Source organism: Mycobacteriales bacterium (assembly GCA_035533475.1).
Classification (GTDB): domain Bacteria; phylum Actinomycetota; class Actinomycetes; order DATLTS01; family DATLTS01; genus DATLTS01.
Window position 1 is genome coordinate 1 of record DATLTS010000030.1, and the last position, 16,700, is coordinate 16,700.

The following is a 16,700-nucleotide window of genomic DNA, read 5'->3' on the forward strand; positions in this document are numbered from 1 at the left end:
TTCCCTGCGCCATCCGGCGGGACGGATGCCAGCCCCGCCTACGACAGGGCCGAGGTGGAAACGTGGCTGGCCAGCAGGGGAGCGCTGCCCGAGCTTCCGCCGGAGGAGCGCCTGTGGCACGCGGTCCTCGAAGCGGCAACCGAGACGGACCTGGGCAGCGCGGCTGCCGGGATGGCTATCGCCCTGTCCGGCAGTACCCCGCACCCGCAGTCGGCGGGTGACACCGGACTGCACGCGCGCGTTGTCGCGGCAGCTGCTGCGGCGATCACCGAGATCGGCCCGGAGCGGGCCATCGAGTCGCTGACTGGGAAGTACGCCGAGGCGATGGGCGTGATAGCGACGCCGGCGCCGCTTGCCGCACTGATGGCGAATCTCGCCGACCCCGGCAAGGGGGTTGTGCTGGACCCAGCCTGCGGCACCGGCGAGACCCTGGCCGCAGTCCTCGAACGCGGAACGGCCACGGCCTGCGGCCAGGAACTCGACGACGCGATGGCCGCCCTAGCCGAGTTCCGCCTCCGTTCTAGGCGTTGGCAGGCCGAAGTGGCCGTGTGCGGGGGAGACTCGCTGACCGAGGACGCCTACGGCGGGCTGCAAGCCGACGCGGTGGTCTGCCACCCACCGTTCGCCGGCCGTGACTGGCCCCAGGAGGCGCTGGCCGGTGACGCGCGCTGGGAGTACGGCATCCCGCCGAAGGCTGAGTCGGAACTGGCCTGGGTTCAGCACGCGCTCGCTCACCTGCGGCCCGGCGGCCGGGCCGTCATGCTGATGCCGCCAGCCGTGGCATCCAGGCCGTCCGGCCGGCGGATCAGGACGGAGTTCCTGCGCCGCGGCGCGCTCCGCGCCGTGGTGTCCCTGCCGCCCGGCGTGGCTAGGCCGAGCCACATCCCGCTTCAGCTGTGGATCCTGGAACGACCGCAGGGGCCGGGGCCGTCGGACCCGCTTGTCCTGCTTGCCGATCTCGCGGAAGCGCCAGGCGCGGCAGTGGCCGGGACGAAAGCCGATTGGCAGCAGGTCCAGGACACCCTGCTCGGAGCCTGGCGCGCTTTCAGCGGCGGAACGGCAGAGCCGCGCAGCGGCGGGGCTGGCGGTGACCGGTCTGGCACGTGGCGGGTCATGCGGGCCATTGACCTGCTCGACGAGGCTGTCGACCTGACTCCCGCCCGGCACGTCGGCGCGGCAGGGCCGGGGAAGACGCCGTCGCAGACCTCCGCAACGCTCAGCCACCTGCGCGTCCGGCTGCACGAGGCGGCAGCCGCCCTCGAAAAGCTCGAACCTGGCAGCGGCTGGCGGACTCGCGGCCAGGGGGAGCGCTGGAGAACTCTGACCGTGGCTGAACTGGCGCGCAGCGGACTGGTCGCGCTCCACCGGGCTCAGGGACCCGGGCCGGCAAGCGGAGAACAGGGGCCGGCGGGCGCGCTCGCGGTGCTCACGAGCGCCGACGTCAGGGCCGGAAGGGCGCCCTCGGGAGTCGTTGCCGCGGAGGCACTGCAGGATGCCTGGGTCACGGTCTCCGCGGGAGATGTCATCATCCCTGCAGGCCTGGACCAGTTGACCCAGGCGCTGGTCGCCACGGGAGAGCACGACGGGGCGGTCCTGGGCGAAGGGCTCCACCTGATCCGCCCTGACCTGGCTCGCATGGATCCGTGGTTCCTTGGCGGAGTGCTTTCTGCCAGGCCGAATGCGCGGCAGGCCAGCTACGGGACGGCCAGCATCAGGATCGACGCCCGCCGCTTGGCGGTCCCGCACCTGCCGCTGGAGGAGCAGCGCCTATACGGCGAGGCGTTCAGGGACGTCAGCGGCTTCCGCGCGGCACTTCGCGATCTCGCTGACCTAGGCGGGGAACTCGCGGAACTGCTCCACGCGAGCCTGGCGGACGGTGCGCTAATGCCACCTAAGCGGCACTAACAGTCCATTGATTCTCAATGTATTCATTAGACTACGCTGAGCTAGCGGCGCCAGGAAGCGAGATGAGCGGGCAATGGACAGCTCGGAAGTGATCGCGGGCCGGTTCGAGCTTCTCGGGGTGCTCGGGCGCGGCGCCATGGGCGAGGTTCGCAGGGCGCGGGACCTGGAGACCGGCGACACCGTGGCCGTCAAGAGGCTCCTGCGCCGGCGGGACGGCACGCCGGTGTCGCTGACGGAGGCAGACGCCAACGCCGCGCGGTTCATGCGCGAGGTCCGCATTATGGCGCGGCTGTCGAGCCCCAACCTGCCGCAGACGGTCACCGGCGGCCTCGACGGGGACCAGCCCTACCTGGCGATGGAATACATCGACGGGGTTCCGCTGTCGTCGCTGCTCGCCGAGGCCGACGCTGGCCGGTTCCCAGTGGCCTGGGCTGCGGCGATCGCCGCCCAGATCGCCACCGGGCTCGACGCGGCGCACCGGGCCGGCGTAGTTCACCGGGACCTTAAGCCGTCCAACCTTATGCTCGCCAGGAGCGGGCTGGTGAAGGTACTCGACTTCGGCGTGGGACTCATCCTCGACGACGTCGACGGCGGACCGCTGACGAACTCGAACGAGACGGTCGGCACGGCCAGGTACATGGCCCCCGAGCAGGCGACGCAGCGTAATATCACCGCCGCCGTCGACCTGTACGCCCTGGGGTGCGTGCTGTTCGAGATGCTCGTCGGCGCGCCGCCGTTCGACGGCGAGCTGCCGTACGAGATCCTGAACAAGCACATCCGGCAGCAGCCGACCCCGGTTAGCATGCTGCGCGGCGAGGTACCCGCCGGCCTGGAGGCGGTGGTCGCGCGACTGCTGGAGAAGGATCCCGCGAACCGTCCCGGCACCGCCGCCGAGGTGGCCGAGCTGCTGCTGCCGTTCGCGCAGCCGGCGGAACCCGGCGTGATCGGCGCCCCTGGGAACCCGGTGCTCGCGCTCCGCCAGCAGGCAGCGGCCAGCCGGCGCTACGACCAGGACACCGTGAGCATCGGCGAGGCACTGCCCTGGCCCGGCCCGGAATCCCAGCCGGCCTCCGCGGCTGGCTTTGACATCTTCGACGTCCATCAGCGGCTGATCGGCGAGTACCGCGACTACAACAAGGGCGCCGCGGTGATCCGCGATGACCGGATCGCGAAGTTCTTCGACGCCGACCTGGACGCCAAGTCCCAGTGGCCGGACCCGTGGCTGTCGCTCAACCCGTTCTTTGCCGACGGAGGCTCGGTCACCGACCTGGTCACCGAGGGACTGCTGCTCCCCGAGTGCGCCAGCATCTTCCAGACCGGCAAGAGCGACACCGCGACCACATGCGACGGGAAGTCGATCCGCTTTTACCGGCACCAGCGGGACGCGATCGAGGCTGCCAGTCGCAAGGCCAGCTACGTGCTCACCACCGGCACCGGCTCCGGCAAGTCGCTGTCCTACATCGTGCCGATCGTGGACCGGGTACTACGCGCCCGCCAGGTCGGCGACCGGCAGGCTCGGGTCCGGGCGATCATCGTCTACCCGATGAACGCCCTAGCCAACAGCCAGCTCTGGGAACTGGAGAAGTACCTGCGCAACGGGTACGGTCCCGGTCGCGAGCCGGTCACCTTCGCCCGCTACACCGGCCAGGAGTCCCAGGACGACCGGGACAGGATCCGTGCCAACCCGCCGGACATCTTGCTTACCAACTACGTGATGCTCGAGCTGATGCTCACCCGTCCCGACGACCGCAGGTCACTGATAAGGATGGCCCGCGGCCTTGAGTTCCTCGTCTTCGACGAGATGCACACCTACCGGGGGCGTCAGGGCGCGGACGTGGCGCTTCTCATTAGGAGAGTCAAGGACGCCTGTGAGGCCGGGAACGTGCAGTGCGTCGGCACCTCGGCCACCATGGCGAGCGAGGGGACGAGCCGGCAGCGGCGCAGGACCGTCGCCGATGTCGCGTTCCAGATCTTCGACACCCCTGTCGCCGCGGAGAACGTCATCGGCGAGACCATCATCCGCGCGACCGCTGAGGACGTCGGCCCGGTCACGCCTGCGCGGATCGCCGCGCCTGCTGCGCCCGCCGACTATGCCGACCTGGTCCGCGACCCGCTGGCAAGCTGGGTCGAGACCGCGTTCGGCCTCGACCGAGACGACGAGGGCAAGCTCGGCCGCCGCGTCCCGACCACCGTCCAGCGGGCTGCCCGCGACCTGGCAGCCCAGGTAGGCGCGGACGAAGACGAGTGCGAGAAGGCGCTCCAGCGCACTCTGCAGGCCGGTTCCCGGGCCAGGGACCCGCGCAGCGGCAGGCCGTTGTTCGCGTTCCGGCTGCACCAGTTCCTGTCCAAGGGTGACACCGTCTACGTGACGCTTGAAGGCGAGAACACGCGGCACATCACCCGGAACTACCAGGTCGAGCAGCCTGGCTCGGGCGGCAAGGTGCTGCTGCCGCTGGCGTTCTGTCGCGAGTGCGGCCAGGAGTACCTGGTTACCTGGCGGCGGGACCGTTCCGGCATGGTTAGCTACTTGGCGCGGCGCGACGCCACCGTCGCCGCAGAGGACGGCGGGGGACGCGCCGCCTACTCCGACGGCTACCTGTACGTGTCGGCTGACCTTCCGTGGCCGCGCGACACCGAGACGGTGGTCGCCGACCGCCGCGTTCCGGAGTCCTGGCTTGAGGTTAACGACCGTACGCAGGCCGACCAGATCCGGCCGACAGCCCGCCAGTACCTCCCGGTCCCGGTCACCGTGGACGCCTACGGTCAGGAAGGATCAGGAGAGGGCGGCATCGAGGCGGCGTTCATCCCGGGCGCGTTCCGATTCTGCCTGCGCTGCGGCGTCTCCTACGAGCAGCAGCGCGGCAACGACTTCGCCAAGCTCGCCACCCTCGACCAGGAGGGCCGGTCGTCGGCCACGACACTGATCTCCATGTCGATCGTCCGGTCGCTGCGGGCCATTCCCGAGGGGGCACTCGACGCCAACGCGCGCAAGCTCCTGACCTTTGTCGACAACCGGCAGGACGCCGCGCTGCAGGCCGGGCACTTCAACGACTTCACCGAGGTCACGATGGTCCGCGGCGCGCTCTACCGCGCGGCGGTCCAGGCGGTGACCGACGGCGAGGAGGGTCTGTTCTACGACGACATCCCGGCCAAGGTCACCCGCGCGCTCGGCCTCGCCCTGGACGACTACGCCACGCACCCCGGGGAAGACCCGGTGCTGCGCAGGCGCACGGAAGCCGCACTGCGCGACGTGGTGAACCTGCGGGTGTTCCTCGACCTGGAGCGCGGCTGGCGGGTCACCATGCCCAACCTGGAGCAGGTCGGACTGATCCAGGTCGGCTATCTGGGCCTGGAAGGCGTGGCAGCCAGGGGCGAGCTATGGCGGGACTGCTTCCCCGCCCTGCGGGACGCCGCGCCGGAAGTCCGGGAGCGGGTCTGCCGGGTGCTGCTCGACGAGATGCGCAGGTCCCTGGCGATCGATGCCGAATGCTTCGAGCCCGACGAGTTCGACCGCATGAAGCGGCGCGGCCAGGAGGCGCTGCGCCCGGAGTGGGCCGTCGGTGACGGCGACCAGCGAGACGCGGCGATCGTCTACTCCGGCACCGGGCGGCCCGGCACCGCCCGGGACCTGGTCTTCATGTCCGGGCGGGGCAAGTTCGGCCGCTACCTCAAGCGGGCCGGCCGTTTCCCTGGCTACCTGCGGGCGATCAGCGGCGATGACGCCCAGCAGATCATCAGTGACCTGCTGAGAGTGCTGTCCGGCGACGGGGCCAGCCTGCTCACCGAGGCCCAGCACCTTCGGCGGCGCGGTGCCCGTGGCTACCGGGTCCGCGCGGCCACGTTGGTATGGCGCGCCGGCGACGGTGCGCGCGGCGGCGATGACCCACTTGCCCGTACGTTCAGCGGTGCCGCAGCTCCCCGGGCCAACCCGTACTTCGTTCGGCTGTACCGGGAGATCGCGCAGACGCTGTCCGGGCTGGTGGCCCGTGAGCACACCGCCCAGGTCCACCCCGAAATGCGCCGCAAGCGCGAGGACGAGTTCCGCGACGGAGAGCTGAAGCTGCTGTACTGCTCGCCGACGATGGAGCTTGGCGTCGATATCGCCGGCCTCAACGCTGTTGCCATGCGCAACGTGCCGCCGACACCCGCGAACTACGCCCAGCGCTCGGGGCGAGCAGGACGGTCCGGCCAGCCTGCTCTGGTCACCACGTACTGCGCCACCGGCAACAGCCATGACCAGTACTACTTCCGAAACTCCGACAAGATGGTCTCGGGAGTCGTCACCCCGCCGCGCCTCGACCTGCTCAACGAGGACCTGCTCCGCTCCCACATTCACGCAATCTGGCTGGCCGAGGTCGGCGTCCGCCTGGGCCGGGCGATCCCCGGGTCCGTCGACATGGACGGCACCGAGCCGGAAGGCAGGCGGCGGCCTGACCCGCGCCTCGCGCTCACCACCGAAGTAGCCAGTCAGGTCAACGACACCAATGCCGTCGTCCACGCCGTCACGCGCGCCACGGCAGTGCTCGAAGAGCTCACCGACGGCCTGGCGACCCGGACCTCGTGGTGGGACCCGGACTGGGTCGAGCGCGTGGTCCGCGCCGCGCCCGTCTCGTTCGACCTGGCCTTCGACCGGTGGCGCACCCTGTTCCGCGCCGCGCTGGTCGACCAGTGGGAGCAGAACCGCCGCCGCCTCGACTACTCGCTGTCCCAGCGGGATCGCGACATCGCCGGCCGCCGCCGCAACGAGGCCGAGACCCAGCTGCGCCTGCTGCGCAACGAGGACAGCGGCGACCGCAACCTCACCGCCGACTTCAACCCCTACCGCTACCTCGCCTCCGAAGGGTTCCTGCCTGGCTACTCGTTCCCCCGGCTGCCGATCGCCGCCTACATCCCGCCCGACCGGCGGCTGCGCGCCGACGGCGACTTCGTGCAGCGGGCCCGGTTCCTGGCGATCAGGGAGTTCGGCCCGCGCGCGCTGATTTACCACGAGGGCAACCGGTACGAGGTCAACCGCGTCCAGCTCCCGCCGGACGCCTCGGGCGAGCTCATCACCCACCAGGCGCACCGCTGCCCCGGCTGCGGCTACTACTACGAGGTCGGGCCGGGCAACGACCGCTGCCAACCCTGCAACATCTCGCTCACCGAGGCGATGTCAGGCCTATTCCCCCTGCACACCGTCTTCACCCGACCGCTGCAGCGGATCACCTCCGACGAAGAAGAACGCCGCCGCGCCGGCTTCCGGATCGTCACCTCCTACCGCTTCCAGGACCACGGCGACCGGCCCGGCCGCATCGACGCCATCGTCTCCGACACGGGCGGAACGCGTGTCGCACGCCTGGCCTACGGCGACTCCGCGGAAATTCACCGAATCAACCTTGGCCCCATCCGCCGGCCCGTCGGCGAGGCCGACGGCTTCTGGCTGGACCCGGTCACCGGCGCCTGGCTCACCGCGCGGCAGGCCGCTCAGCAAGATGGCCAGCAGGGCGGTGACGGCGACGACGGCGATGCCCCGGCCCGGCAGCGCACCCGAGTCATCCCGTACGTGCGGGACCGCCGCAACATCCTCGTCTTCCAGCTCGCCGATCCCGTCCTGGTCGACACCGCGCTGTCCGTCATGTACGCGCTTGAGCGAGGCATCGAGGCGGCCTTCCAACTGGAGGACTCCGAGCTCGACGGCGAGCTGCTGCCGCCGGACGAGGGACCGCGCGACCGCATCCTGTTCACCGAGTCCGCTGAGGGCGGCGCGGGCGTGCTCCGCCGGCTGCAGGCCGAGCGCAGCGCGCTCGCGAAGGCGGCCAGGGAAGCCCTGCGCATCGCCCACTTCACCCCAGATACCGGCGACGATCTGGGCGGAGTGCTCAACGCCGACGGCCTCCTCACCCAGCCGTGCGGCAAGGGCTGCTATAACTGCCTGCTCAGCTACGGCAACCAGCCGTACCACGAGCAGCTCGACCGCCACCGGGCCCGCGACCTGCTGCTCGCCATCGCCGGCGGCATGACACTTACCACGGGCCGGGGCGAGTCACGCACCGAGCAGACAATCCGGCTGATCGGCCAGGCCGACTCGTCCCTTGAGGAGGAGTTCCTGCAGTGGCTCAAAAACCACGGTCACCGGCTTCCCGACGCCGCGCAGGTGACCGTTCCCGAGGCGTACGCCAGGCCGGACTTCACCTACCGGCTTCCCGGCGGCCCGGTGGCGGTCTTCGTCGACGGCCCGGTCCACGATGGCCCGGCAGCCGGTGAACGCGACGCCAGCGCGACCGAACGACTTGAAGACCTCGGCTGGTACGTCATCAGGTTCCGGTACGACGACGACTGGCCGTCGACCGCCGCCGCGAACCGATCGGTCTTCGGCGAAAGCCGGTAGCGAAGGGGACGCGCGGGCCGAGGCCGTCGGCCACGCGCGCCGACAGGTGGCATAGCTGAAGGACTGAACGGAAGGTGGTTTCACCCGTGACCGAAGTCGCGCACGCGGTTGCGGCGCAACGGTTTGCGCCCGGGTCACTCGTCACCGCACGCGGCCGGGAGTGGGTCGTGCTGCCGGACAGCGAGCCTGACATGCTGGTCCTCCGCCCGCTCGGCGGTGCCGACGGCGATATCGCCGCGGTCTTCCCCGACCTGGAATCGGTCGCCCAGGCTTCGTTCCCGCCGCCAGACGCCGACGACCTTGGGGACGCCCAGGCCGCCGGCCTGCTGCGGACAGCATTGCGCATCGGGTTCCGGAGCAGCGCGGGACCTTTCCGGTCCCTGGCCTCCATCGCCGTGGAACCCCGGCCCTACCAGCTGGTGCCACTGCTGATGGCCATGCGCCAGGAAACAGTCCGGCTGGCGATCTGCGACGACGTGGGCATCGGCAAGACCGTCGAGGCCGGGCTCATCGCCGCTGAACTGCGCGCGCAGGGCGAGGCAAAGGGACTCGCCGTGCTCTGCCCGCCGGCCCTGGCCGAGCAGTGGCAGGACGAGCTGCGCACCAAGTTCGGCATCAACGCCGAGCTCATCCTCGCCTCGACCGTCCCGCGCCTTGAGCGTGCCCTCGCCTACGGCGAGTCACTGTTCAGCACGCACCAGACCGTGGTGGTCTCCACGGACTTCATCAAGTCCCCCCGGCACCGTGACGACTTCGTCGATCACTGCCCGGACCTGGTCATCGTCGACGAGGCACACACCTGCGTGCCCGCCGACGGGGCCGGCACCTCCTCCCGCTCGGCGCAGCTCCGCTACGAGCTGCTGATCCGCATTGCCAGGGACACCAGCAGGCACTTGCTGCTTGTCACCGCTACCCCGCACTCGGGCAAGGAAGAGTCGTTCCGCTCCCTGATCGGACTGCTTGACCCGGCCCTTGCCGCCGCCGACCTCACCTCCGACGCCGGCCGTACCCGGCTCGCCAGCTACTACGTGCAACGTCGCCGCCTCGACATCCGCCGCCAGTATCCCGACGAGGCAGGCGCGTTCCCCGGCGACCGGATCTTCGCCGACATCCCCTACACGCTCTCGCCCGGATATCGCGCGCTCCTCGACGACGCGATCGCCTACGCCAGCGAACGGGTCACCGTGGCGGGCACGGTCGGCCGCCGTGAGCAGCGGGTGGCCTGGTGGTCGGCGATCGCGCTGCTCCGCTCCCTGGTCTCCTCCCCGCGAGCCGCCGCCCAGACATTGCTCACCCGCTCCCAGACCGCGGCCGCTGCCACGGCCGACGAGGCGGACGCCCTCGGCCGCCCGGTCACCGCCGACATGGCCGATGACAGCTTCGACGGCATCGACGCCTCACCCGGCGCCGACGATGGCGGCGCGGCATCGGTCGCGAGCGCCCCCGCAGCCATGCCCCGCGACGCGCGCCTGGCCGCGCTCGCCGAGCGTGCCGCCACCCTGGAGAGCCCCGAGCAGGACAACAAGCTCGCCCTGCTCGTCAAGACCGTCAAGCAGCTGCTCGCCGACGGCTACCGCCCGATCGTCTTCTGCCGCTATATCCCCACCAGCGAGTACCTCGCCGGGCAACTGGACGGCAAGCTCGGCCGGAAGGCTGTCGTCGCCTGCGTCAACGGCACGCTCTCCCCGGCCCAGCGGCTCGACCGCATCGAGCGGCTCGCCGAGGCAGCCGGGCAGGAAGACGGCACCCGCCGCGTCCTGGTCGCCACCGATTGCCTGTCAGAGGGCGTCAACCTGCAGCACCACTTCAACGCCGTTATCCACTACGACCTCGCCTGGAACCCCACCAGGCACGAGCAGCGCGAAGGGCGCGTCGACCGCTTCGGCCAGCGCTCAGCCGACGTCCGCGTCGTCACCATCTACGGCGGCGACAACGGTATCGACGGCAAGGTCCTGGAAGTCCTCATCCGCAAGCACCGCGAGATCCGCAAGCTCACCGGCATCTCCGTGCCCATCCCCGATGAGACCTCCAGCCAGGTCACCGACGCGATCATGGAATGGCTGCTCCTGCGCGGCCAGGCCAGCACCGACCAGCAGGCGCTCTTCGAGCTCGACGAGGTCATCGGCAAGACAGGAGGGGAACTCGACGTCCAGTGGCGCTCGATGGCCGACCGCGAGGACCGGTCCAGGTCGCGGTTCGCCCAGGGCTCCATCCACCCCGACGAGGTCGCGGCCGAGACCGCCGCGATCCGCTCCGCCCTCGGCCCCGACGACGAGGTCCGCACCTTCGCCAGAACAGCGCTGAGAGCCCTGAACGCCGACATCGTCACCGGGCCAGACTGCGACGGGTTCACTGTCACCGCCAGTACCCTCCCGCCCGGACTGCGGGACGCGATCGGCGCGCTGATCGGCGAGCGCCGCCGCATCCCCTTCTCGGTCACCCCTGCCGTGCCGCGCGGCGAGGCATCGCTCACCCGCACCGATCCGGTGGTTGGCGCGGTCGCCGCCTACGTCCTGGCCAACGCCCTCGACCGGCACGCGCCGGACGGCCTCAAACCCGCTCGCCGCTGCGGCGTCATCCGCACCACCGCGGTCACGACCAGGACCACCCTGCTACTCGTCCGCTACCGCTACCAGCTCACCCTCCCCGGCCGCTACGGCAACGCGGCACTCATCGCCGAGGACGCCCGCGTCCTCGGCTTCGAAGGCGCGCCGGCGAGAGCCCGCTGGCTCCCCGACGACGCGGCGACCGCCCTGCTCACCGCCACGCCCGATCAGAACACGCTCCCCGAGTTCACCGGCAGCGCTATCACCACGATCCTCAGCGGCCTCGGCGAGGTGCGGCCCGAGACAAACCGCCGCGCCGGAGAGTTCGCCGCCGAGCTCCGCGACGCCCACCGCCGCGTCCGCCGCACCGTCGACCAGGCGGTCCGCGGCCTGACCGTGACCCCGGCCGGCGACGCCGACATCCTCGGCGTCTACGTCTACCTGCCCGCCCAGACCCAGGGAGCCGGCCAGTAATGTCCGCCGCCACCACAACCCAGATCACCGCGTCGATCCGCGTCGTCGGCGGCCTGCTCCCCGCCGACATGATCAACCGCATCATGACCGGCAAGGACGTCTCCGGCTCCACGCCCGCCGACTACCACGTCGTCGGCGTCCGCTCCGTCAAGGACGCCGCCGAACGGCACTGGGACTATCTCAAGGGCGCCTGGCGGGTGCTGCGCGACGCGATTGGACACGGCAGCGACTCGCGCGGCCTCGCCACCGAGAACTGGCTGCTCCCGCTTTTCGACGAGCACGGCTACGGCCGCCTCACCCGCCTCCACGACGGCATCACCGCCGACGACGCCAACCGGGTCTTCCCGGTCAGTCACGCCTGGCAGCACATGCCCGTCCACCTCGCCCCCTGGGGCCAGGACCTCGACAAGCGCCCCGCCGGCGGGGAACTGCCCCCGCAGTCGATGGTGCAGGACTGCCTGAACCGGACCGCCGGCCACCTGTGGGGGATCGTCTCGAACGGTTCCGTGCTCCGCCTGCTCCGCGACACCACCTCGCTCACCGGTGCGGCGTACCTGGAAGTCGACCTCGCGGCCATGTTCGACGGGGAGCTGTTCGAGGACTTCGTCCTGCTCTACCGCCTCCTGCACGTCTCCCGCTTCGAGGTCGCCGACGGCGCGCCCGTCTCCTCCTGCCGCATGGAACGCTGGCGCACCGAGGCCATCGAGGCCGGCACCCGCGCCCTCGACCAGCTCCGCGACGGCGTCAAAGACGCGATCATCGCGCTTGGCACCGGCTTCCTCAAGCATCCGGCCAACGCCGCCTTCCGCGAGGACTTCGACAAAGACCAGGCCAAGCGCGCCCTGCTCCGCCAGGTCTACCGCCTGCTCTTCTGGTTCGTCGCCGAAGACCGCGACGCCCTGCACGCCCCGCGCACCGACGAGAAGACCAGGCGCCGGTACATGGCGTACTTCTCGGCCCGCCGCCTCCGCGACACCTCCATGCGCGGGGTCGGCACCGCCCACGGCGACCTGTGGCAGGCAGTCCGCCTGGTCCTCAGCGGCCTTGGCGCGGAAGGCGGCCTGCCGCACCTCGGCCTGCCAGGGCTCGGCGGCATCTACGACGACACCCCCACCGACGAAGTACTCGCCGGCCTTGAGCTGTCCAACGAGCAGCTGCTCGCCGCGGTCAAGTCGCTGTCCCGGGTCCGCGACAAGTCGGCCAACCGCTGGCGGCGCATCGACTACCGCAACCTCGGTGCCGAAGAACTCGGCGCGATCTACGAGTCCCTCCTGGAACTCGTCCCCGACCGCGACGGCCAGTACACGTTCGTGCTTCGCGACGCGGCGGGCAACGACCGCAAGTCGACAGGCTCCTACTACACCCCTACGTCTCTCATCGACTGCCTCCTGGATTCAACCCTGGACCCAGTCCTCGACGACGCCACCAAGCAGGCCGACATTGCCGCTACCGCTGCGGGCACCGACGTTTCGGCGGCGATCGCCGAGGCCCTGCTATCCGTGACGGTCTGCGACCCGGCCTGCGGCTCCGGCCACTTCCTCGTCGCAGCCGCCAGACGCATCGCCAAGCGCGTCGCCGCCGTCCGCGAGCACAACCCGGAACCAACCCTGGAATCGCTCCGTACCGCACTCCGCGACGTCATCACCCGCTGCATCTACGGCGTCGACCTCAACCCGATGGCCGTCGAACTCGCGAAGGTCTCCCTCTGGCTAGAGGCCCTGGACCCCGGCAAGCCGCTCTCCTTCCTCGACGCCCACGTCAAGCAAGGCAACGCCCTCATCGGCGCGACCCCGAAGCTGATCGACGACGGTATCCCTGATGCCGCCTTCAAGCCGGTCGAGGGCGACGACGAGAAGTGGGCGCGGTTCCTCGCCAAGACCAACGAGAAGCAGCGCACCGGCCAGGGCTCCCTGTTCGAGGTCGAGGACATCGCCGGGTACGCCAACACCGGGCTCGCCGCCGAACTCCGCCGGATCACCGCTCGCCCGGTCGGCGCGCTGCGCGACGTTCATCGTCAGGCCGCCGAGTACCAGGAGTGGGCTGAATCGGTGCAGCGGCAACGCCAGTTGGAGATCGCCAACGCCTGGTGCGCCACGTTCATGTGGCACAAGACCAAGGACGCGCCCCCAGCCATCACCTACGACGTCTTCCAGGCGCTGAAGCGGGACGAGCCCACCCTGCTCGCTGCCGCGGTCAGCACCGAGGTCGACCGCCTCCGCGACGAATACGACTTCTTCCACTGGCAGCTGGAATTCCCCGACATCTTCCGCGTGCCGGACGACGGGGAAGCGGGGATCGACCCGGACACAGGCTGGGTCGGCGGGTTCGCGGTGCTCCTCGGTAACCCGCCGTGGGACAAGCTCGATTTTGAGGATAAGAAGTACTTCAGCGCTGTAGACCAGACGATCGCCGAACTTGCCGGGCAGAAGCGACGTGACCGTATCAAGGAGTGGGAACGCGAGCACCCGGAGGAGGGCTGGCGGTATCGCACCGCGCGGCACAAGGTGAAATCGACGTTCTTGTTCGCAAGCTCATCGGACTCGTACCCGAACTGTGCGTTGGGTCTGAAGGAACCGGGCGTGAACTCGATCCAGACAGACATGCTGTTCGCTGAGTTGTTCAGCACGCTAGCCGCGCCGGTCGGCCGTGTCGGCTGCATCGTTCCGACCGCGATCGCCACAGGTGCTGGCGGCCAGCACCTTTTCCGTTCATTCACCCGTCGGGGCGGCGTCGCGTCACTGTATGACTTCGACAACCGCAAGCCGCTCTTCCCTGCAGTAGATTCTCGCTATAAGTTCTGCCTGCTTTCCCTGACCGGGAAGGCAGTGCGCGAGCCCGCCGCCCGGTACGCGTTCTTCCTTAACGAGGTAACCGACCTTGACGACCCTGGCCGGGTGTTCGCGCTCAGCCCCGAGGAACTCGCGCTCATCAACCCGAACACGGGGACACTGCCGATCTTCCGCTCTGGCCGGGATGCCGCTCTCACCGCCAAGGTCTACGGGCACGTCCCAGTTCTATGGGACGAGGCGAAGACGGACGGCAATAGGTGGGGCATCCGGTTCAAGAACCTTTTCAATATGACCGACGACTCCGACCTGTTCCGCACCCGTGAGCAGTTGGAGCGTGAGGGCTGGCGACTTTACGGCAATGTATTCACCCGCGACGGCAAGCACATTCTCCCGCTGTATGAGTCGAAGATGGCACACCACTTCGATCACCGATGGAACTCCTTCTACGGCACAGGCAATGATGACCGCAACCGCCTCTCCCTCTCCGAGAAACAGGATCCAACGACGGAGGCTCTACCCAGGTACTGGATTGCCGAGGACGGGTTGATCCAGACCCGCAGGAACGGAAAGGACGTCAAGGTTCCAGGCGTATCAGAGCGCCTTGGTGAGCTGAAGTGGGACCGGGGTTGGCTGTGTGGCTGGCGCGACGTCTGCCGAGCGACGGACGAGCGCACCGCGATCCCGGCCCTCATTCCCCGAGCCGCCGTGGGGCATAAGTTCCCGCTGATGTTCCCGCAGGTCTCGCCTCTCCTTACCGCTGCGCTGATCGCCGCGCAGTCGTCGCTGGTCTTCGACTTCGTCGCGAGACAGAAGATCGGAGGCATCAGCATGGCCCTGTTCATGTGGAAGCAGCTCCCCGTCCCCCCGCCCAGCATGCTCGAACCGCACCTCTCGTTGATCGGCCCGCGGGTCATCGAGCTCGTCTACACCGCCTACGACATGACCCCCCTCGCCCGCGACCTGGGCGACGAGGGCGAGCCGTTCCGCTGGGACGAGGACCGCCGTGCCCAGCTCCGCGCCGAGCTCGATGCGTTCTTCTTCCGCGTGTACGGCATCGACGACCGGGACGATGTGGACTACATCCTGGAGACGTTCCAGTCCGAGACCGGCGGCCTGAAGCACAATGAGATCAGAGACCACGGCGAGTACCGCACCAAGCGCTTGGTCGTAGCCGAATACGACCGCATGGCCGCCGCTGATGCCGCAGGCGTCTCGTATGAGTCTCCGCTCGAACTGCCGCCGGGCCAGGGGCCGCGCCACCCGGCGAGCCGCCGGCCTGCTGGTCTTGACGCTGTCGGCGGGAACGGCTGATCCGGAACCAAGGCGGGCTGTCCCGCTCCAAGCGGGCGGCCCACCTTTGCGTCCGCCGGGCTGAAGGGACTGGCCCGTCCCGTTAGTGGCCAAGATAACCGCGTGAAGAAGCCGGGGCTGATGTGGTAGCCCTTGAAAGCCGGAGCGCCATGTATAGCCTTCGCGGGCAAAGCATGGCAGAGAGGGCATCCGCATTGCGAGTAAGGGGGACGAGCACTTGACCGAGCCTGAGGGCGACGAGTCACTGGACGACCAAACGCCAGCCGAAGGACGCGACCCTGATGAGGCGTACCGGCATGACCCAGCCGTCGCGGTGATGGCGGCACGCCTTGCAGACTCCGCCTTTGAGGCGGCGGCGCGGTCATGGGATGTGAGCGAGTACATGCGTGCCCTGGCTGCGCAAGAGGGCCTGGACCCCGACCGGCCACTCGGCCGTGAGCTGTTCCAGGCAGCGTCGTACCGGCTCCGGCTTGACCACGGGGGCAAGGCCGGCTGCGCCCTGCGATCGAGCCCCGATACTGAGCATTACGCATGGCCGCCGCGGATCGGCGAGGTGGAGCCTGACGTCGTAGCGTTGTGGCGGGACGTAGCCGGGCTCGTGGAGCACGCGGCGGCGATCGCGCGCTTCCACGACCTGCTGTTCGAGCGGCGCGATGGCCGTCGGGACGAGCGCGCCGCGGCTGCGGTGCAGGCGTACCTGGCGGCGGCGCGGTCACGGTCGCGTGCGGACCTCGACGTTGCCGCGTTCCTTGTCCGGGCCTGGGACCTCGCGCGCGGCGTCGGGCTCTGGGGCCTTCTCGCGGATGTCCGGTCGGAACTTCACAGCAGGGCAGAGAATGCGATTTCTTCCGGCGGCGCGGCCCTCCCAGGCGTAGTCCTGCCTATGATCGCGGCCCTAGCCGCCCCGTGCCCGGCGTCAGCCCCCGGCGAGCATTCCCGACCCTGTCGCTGTCGACCTGCTGCTGGAGACGGCGTTCACCACGTTCAGGGCGGGCTTCCTGGCGAGCCAGGTAGCGGGCATGATGCGCTCACGCGCCAGCGATGAGCCGGCGATGGAGCAGATTAACCGGCGGGAGGTTGCCGCTCACCGCGCGGAGGCCGCGGCATCGGTGGGCCTCGCCCGGCAGGCGCACCTGGCCGACGCGATTGAGATCGCCAGGGCGAGGGGACTGTTGGTCCACCCCAACTTTCGGTCAGAATTTCCGGGTGGCGCGCGTCGGCGTGAGCGGGTCCGAGGGGCGGAGCCGGCCGAGCCGTCCATCAGCAAGTGAGCAAGGAGCGTACGGCACCGCATGCAGAGTCCGACAT

At 69.7% G+C, this 16,700-nt stretch carries 5 protein-coding genes; all 5 read left to right on the forward strand.

Annotated elements, in window-relative coordinates; translation table 11 throughout:
* The coding region (locus VNG13_06245; GenBank protein ID HVA60121.1) for an N-6 DNA methylase at window positions 1-1,905 on the forward strand (1,905 nt) is incomplete at its 5' end.
* Between the two features lie 73 nt (window positions 1,906-1,978).
* Entirely contained in the window at window positions 1,979-8,272 is a 6,294-nt protein-coding gene (locus VNG13_06250) for a protein kinase (protein HVA60122.1), read from the forward strand.
* Between the two features lie 86 nt (window positions 8,273-8,358).
* Window positions 8,359-11,292 (forward strand): helicase-related protein, encoded by a 2,934-nt coding sequence (locus tag VNG13_06255; GenBank protein HVA60123.1) that lies wholly within the window; start codon window positions 8,359-8,361, stop codon window positions 11,290-11,292.
* Entirely contained in the window at window positions 11,292-15,392 is a 4,101-nt protein-coding gene (locus VNG13_06260; GenBank protein HVA60124.1) for a DNA methyltransferase, read from the forward strand. Before VNG13_06255 ends, VNG13_06260 begins: the two co-directional genes overlap by 1 nt.
* Window positions 15,393-15,762: 370 nt before the next feature.
* Window positions 15,763-16,437 (forward strand): hypothetical protein, encoded by a 675-nt coding sequence (locus tag VNG13_06265; GenBank protein HVA60125.1) that lies wholly within the window; start codon window positions 15,763-15,765, stop codon window positions 16,435-16,437.
* Window positions 16,438-16,700: the final 263 nt, after the last annotated feature.